The 5,104-nt window shown below is 34.3% G+C and carries 5 protein-coding genes and 1 pseudogene; 4 read left to right on the top strand and 2 right to left on the bottom strand.

Going from position 1 to position 5,104, the window contains the following annotated elements:
- Positions 1-614 precede the first annotated feature (614 nt).
- Positions 615-773 (bottom strand): hypothetical protein, encoded by a 159-nt coding sequence (locus V7183_RS05080; RefSeq protein WP_170958116.1) that lies wholly within the window; start codon positions 771-773, stop codon positions 615-617.
- A gap of 96 nt (positions 774-869) precedes the next feature.
- A pseudogene (locus V7183_RS25920) lies at positions 870-1,082 on the bottom strand (APC family permease); the annotation flags it as partial.
- Between V7183_RS25920 and V7183_RS05075 the strand changes: the two are divergent.
- The 4 genes from V7183_RS05075 to V7183_RS05060 all read left to right on the top strand — a co-directional run bounded on the left by V7183_RS05075 (position 1,075) and on the right by V7183_RS05060 (position 5,032).
- Entirely contained in the window at positions 1,075-1,494 is a 420-nt protein-coding gene (locus V7183_RS05075; protein WP_438825155.1) for a LysR family transcriptional regulator substrate-binding protein, read from the top strand. The pseudogene V7183_RS25920 and the gene V7183_RS05075 overlap by 8 nt on opposite strands.
- Before the next feature lie 41 nt (positions 1,495-1,535).
- Positions 1,536-3,653, top strand: coding sequence for a DNA helicase RecQ (gene recQ, locus V7183_RS05070; protein ID WP_335358901.1), 2,118 nt, complete (start codon positions 1,536-1,538; stop codon positions 3,651-3,653).
- A 24-nt stretch (positions 3,654-3,677) separates the two neighbouring features.
- Positions 3,678-4,064: a gamma-glutamylcyclotransferase family protein gene (locus tag V7183_RS05065; protein WP_335358900.1), complete on the top strand. Its 387-nt coding sequence runs from the start codon at positions 3,678-3,680 to the stop codon at positions 4,062-4,064.
- Positions 4,065-4,288: 224 nt separating this feature from the next.
- Complete coding sequence (locus tag V7183_RS05060) at positions 4,289-5,032, top strand: class I SAM-dependent methyltransferase (protein WP_335358899.1); 744 nt, start codon at positions 4,289-4,291, stop codon at positions 5,030-5,032.
- The last annotated feature ends 72 nt before the right edge of the window (positions 5,033-5,104 follow it).

Here is a 5,104-nt window from a genome sequence, read left to right as displayed (position 1 = left end):
GTAAAGTAGGGGACAGGATTTTAAGAAGAATAAAAAGGAAGGGGATTAATTTGGAAAAAATTATACTGCCAAAAGCATCAATTAAATAATTTCCAGTTGATAGGTAAAACAATCTATTAGATAAATTGAAATAAGCTAGTATAGTAAATGAATCCCCACAAGGGAAGAAGCGGAGATTCATAAAGCATAGTCGAGTGTATTAGACTTAACCAAGTAATCTTAACATGAATGTGTTAGGAAGAACCTTGGTAAATACGCCCAAATAAAAAGGTAAGGTTGCAAGAATGATTTAAAAAAAGTCAAAGAGACCTACTTCCCGCGAGCAGGTCTCTTTAACTAGATAATGTTGATGAGCAGTAACCCATCTGGAGTACTTTTATCGTAACAAATGAAATGGATTTTGTATATTGAGAAAAAATTAAGCCGTTATCAACTGTTACTTCATATATCTTGAATTTTTATGCTTTCACTGAATTTTGATATTTGATCGAGTTAAAAATAAGGAAATAAAAAAGACCTGCATGTAAAAAGCAGGTCGTAATAAGGGGTTCTTAATTAAATGTTAACAATTGCGATGAATGAAGTCCATAGGTTACGGGTTGAGAACCTTTGTATTAACGTTTTGTTTCTTTGAAAAAGATGCTAAAAAATTTTCTGTATGAAAATAAAGGCCGGTATTTATAAATAGATTCATATTTCCACGCATCAAGATTAGAAATTTTGAGTTGTTTATTTGAATCGTTAAAACCAATTGGATTATTGTTACGTTTCATAAATAAACCTCCCTCAATCAATTTACAGTTGGTGCTTATATCTCATGAAAATGTATAATCTGTGTGATAAATAGCTTAATGAGATTCTTTTTTTCATTATTTTATTGAAATTTCCTTTTTATAAATGTTTGGTTTATTTTTTAAGCACTGTAATCCATAGGAAGCAACTAGTACTCCAATACTTATTAAAATCCAAATGGAAGAGAAAGAGAGAATCATAAGGAAACAAGCGATTAAACTTAAAGAAAGCACCTTGTTAAATAGACCGGGTAATAATTTATATGCTGCAAAAATTCCGCAAATGACGTTTGTTTTTCCGAAAGATTACATTGTTACACAAACAGATTCGCAGGATGTCCAATTTTCTCAAGAAGAGACCTTTTTGTACACAGAACGTGGATGCAGTTACCGAGCATTTTTTGAGCATTATTTACAGAGACAAGGGATCCAGCATGAAAGTACATTTGAATTTTGGAGCATTGAGGCAATAAAGCAATGTGTAATGTGCGGATTAGGAATTTCTTTATTACCGATAATTACGCTTAGACAAGAGCAGAAAGACAAGAAACTACAAACTGTTATTTTAAATGAAGCAAAGTTTGCGACACAACTTGCGTATCATAAAAATAAATGGATTTCTCCAGCTTTATATGAATTTTTAACAGTTATACGTATGCATGCAGAGAAGTACAAGTACAATGATTTTCAAGTGATGATATAATATTAATAGATGAAAGACTAAGAAAAGCAGGTGAATCTTTTTTGTTTACAAAAGCACAAGAACTTTTAGCTTCCTATTTTGGCTACTCGTCATTCCGCCGAGGGCAAGATGAAACAATTAAAAATGTACTGGATGGAAAAGATACAGTTTGTATTATGCCAACAGGCGGTGGTAAATCAATTTGTTATCAAATTCCAGCATTAGTATTTGAGGGGACGACATTAGTTATCTCACCTTTGATTTCACTTATGAAGGATCAAGTAGATACACTAGTACAAAACGGGATTTCAGCTACATATATTAATAGTTCTATTTCTATTGCAGAAGCAAATCAACGAATTCAATTAGCGAAACAAGGGCACTATAAGCTACTTTATGTTGCACCAGAACGCCTTGATTCAATGGAATTTGTCGATCAACTTATCGACATGAAAATCCCAATGATCGCCATTGATGAAGCGCACTGTATTTCACAGTGGGGACATGATTTTCGTCCAAGCTATTTACACATACATCGTATTTTAGATTATCTTCCGGAAAAACCACTTGTGCTTGCGTTAACTGCAACAGCGACGCCGCAAGTACGGGAAGATATTTGTCGTACATTAGAAATTGATCCGGCGAACACAGTTATGACAACCTTTGAACGGGAAAATTTATCATTTTCAGTGATTAAAGGACAAGACCGAAATGCATATTTAGCAGACTATATTCGTCAAAATAAAAAGGAATCTGGAATTATTTATGCAGCGACAAGAAAAGTTGTCGATCAGTTATATGAAGATTTAAATAAAGCAGGGGTTTCGGTTGCACGTTATCATGCTGGCATGAACGATCATGATCGAAATGAGCAGCAAGAGTGTTTTTTACGTGATGAAGTGAGCGTGATGGTAGCGACATCTGCATTTGGTATGGGTATTGATAAATCCAATATACGGTACGTAATTCATTATCAACTTCCAAAAAACATGGAAAGTTATTATCAAGAAGCAGGGCGTGCTGGTCGTGACGGACTAGATAGTGAATGTATTTTGCTATATTCTTCCCAAGATGTACAAGTGCAGCGCTTTTTAATTGATCAATCTACTGGAGAATCACGTTTCTCAAATGAACTAGAAAAGCTGCAGCACATGACAGATTATTGCCATACGGAACAATGTTTACAATCTTTTATTTTGCAATACTTTGGAGAAGAACCGAAAGAAGATTGTGGGTGCTGCGGGAATTGTACAGATGAACGTGAAAGTATTGATGTTACAAGAGAATCACAAATGGTTTTATCGTGTATGATTCGAACAAACCAGCGATTTGGAAAGCAAATGATTGCGCAAGTGTTGACGGGATCGAAAAATAAAAAGGTGATTGAATTTAATTTTCATACGTTACCAACATACGGTCTTTTATCGAAGCGCAGTGTCAAAGAGGTAAGTGAGTTTATTGAGTTTTTAATTTCAGATGAATTGATAGCTGTAGAACATGGTACGTATCCAACGTTAAAAGTAACAGCAAAAGGAAAAGAAGTATTACTTGGAAATGAAAAGGTATTACGTAAAGAAAGAGTGGAAACAAGACAAATTGTACAAGATCATCCTCTGTTTGAAGTGTTGCGTGAAGTGCGGAAAGAAATCGCACAAGGAGAAGGCGTACCGCCATTTGTTATTTTCTCTGATCAAACCTTAAAAGATATGTGTGCAAAAATGCCGCAAAGTGATGCAGAACTCTTGCAAGTAAAAGGGATTGGGGAACATAAACTTGCGAAGTATGGTTCTCACTTTTTACAAGCAGTCATTGATTTTATTGAAGAAAACCCAGATTACGCTGAAACGATTAAAACAGAAGTTGTTACTGAGCGTAAAAAATCTGGGAAGGCATCAACAAATTCTCACCTAGATACGTATGAACTCTATAAACAAGGCGCAGAACTAAGTATGATTGCAAAAGAAAGAGGTCTATCACGTCAAACTGTAGAAAATCATTTAATTCGCTGTTATGAAGAAGGCATGGAAGTAGATTGGCCAAGCTTTGTTCCAGCAAAATATGAATCTCTTATTAAATCTGCGGTGCAACATGCAGAAGGTGGGTTAAAGTCTATTAAAGAACAACTTCCAGATGAAGTGAGTTACTTTATGATTCGTGCTTATTTACAAATAAGAAAATAGAGAATGATGAAGGGGATAGGGAACATGCACTATGTTTTTGTTTATGGCACATTAAGAAAACAACAAGCAAATGCTCATTACTTATATGGAGCAACTTGCATAGCTGACGAAGCATGGACTCATGGGAAACTCTTTGATACAAATGAAGGTTATCCGGCAATGATTTGTACAAAGGAAGAAAAGGTATATGGAGAAATTTATGCAGTAAGCGATAGAGTTTTACAAAAGTTAGATGATTTAGAAGAATATACAGGTAATGCGGAAACAGATTTATATGAACGGATTACACAAACCGTTTACTTTGCTAATAGAGAAATAAATGCATATGTGTATATTGCTCAGGATAAAGAGATGTTACAGAGACCTATCATTTCTGGTAATTGGGTGGAGTACCGAATAGAGAAAAAATAAGAGATGTATTAAGAATATATGTAATGTACAACCCAGATAGTGGATCCTAAAAAATCCTTCTATCTGGGATTTTTTATTAAAAATTTCCGTTCGGTAGTTTTAAAATTCTAACTATTGTGATAATATATGAATTATAGGTTATTAATAAGGGGGATTTTTAGTGGGGATTAGGAACTTAGTTTCTTACCTGTAGTAGAAAAAACTATTACAGGAGGAAAGTTATAATGAAAGAATTATGGGTGAAGGAATTTTACAAAAAACAATTCGAATTATTAAATTACGATATAAATACGGAAAACTGGCTTCATCATGTTGCTAAAGATGTTCAAGAACAAGTTGGTTATCCAATGCAGACGATGCTGGAACTTGGTGCAGGGAATGGTGGATTTGCAAGAGCTATGTCTAAGTTAAATGTGAAGATGACGACAGTAGAGCTTGTACCAGAATTAGTTGCATTTGCAAGGGAGCACTCAAGTAAAGATATTACGATTCATTGTGGTGATTTCTATCAAATTGATATTCCAGAAAAGTTTGATGTTGTAAGCTACCTAGATGGTTTTGGTGTAGGAACAGATGAAGAGCAATTGTATTTACTAAAGCGTATTCAAAGCTGGATGAAAGACGATGCATGTGCACTTATTGATATTTATCAACCACTTTATTGGAAAAAAGTAAGTGGGAAAGAAATGCGATTAGGTTCAGCTATGCGAAAGTATGAATACGATAATTCAAATGAAAGAATGTTAGATCATTGGTGGGATCCTGCTTATCCAAATGGTATTGTCACGCAGTCGTTACGCTGTTATACAGTAGAAGAAATTAGTAATCTATGTGATAAAGCAAATTTAAGCATTGTAGGAATTTTCCCAGGTGGCGCATTTGATTTTGAGAAGTGGCAATTTAAAGAGAAAGCATTTTTAAATGAATGCTTGTCTTATCGTATAAAAGTGAAAAAAGGCAGGGATTAGTCCCTGCCTTTTTATATTTTAGGAAATTCTTACTTAAAATATTGACTTTATAAATGTTAAGGGCATCGGGAA

Origin of the sequence: Bacillus sp. JJ1127 (genome assembly GCF_036965845.1) — a bacterium.
Lineage (GTDB): Bacteria > Bacillota > Bacilli > Bacillales > Bacillaceae_G > Bacillus_A.
This window is presented reverse-complemented; position numbering and strand designations above follow the sequence as displayed.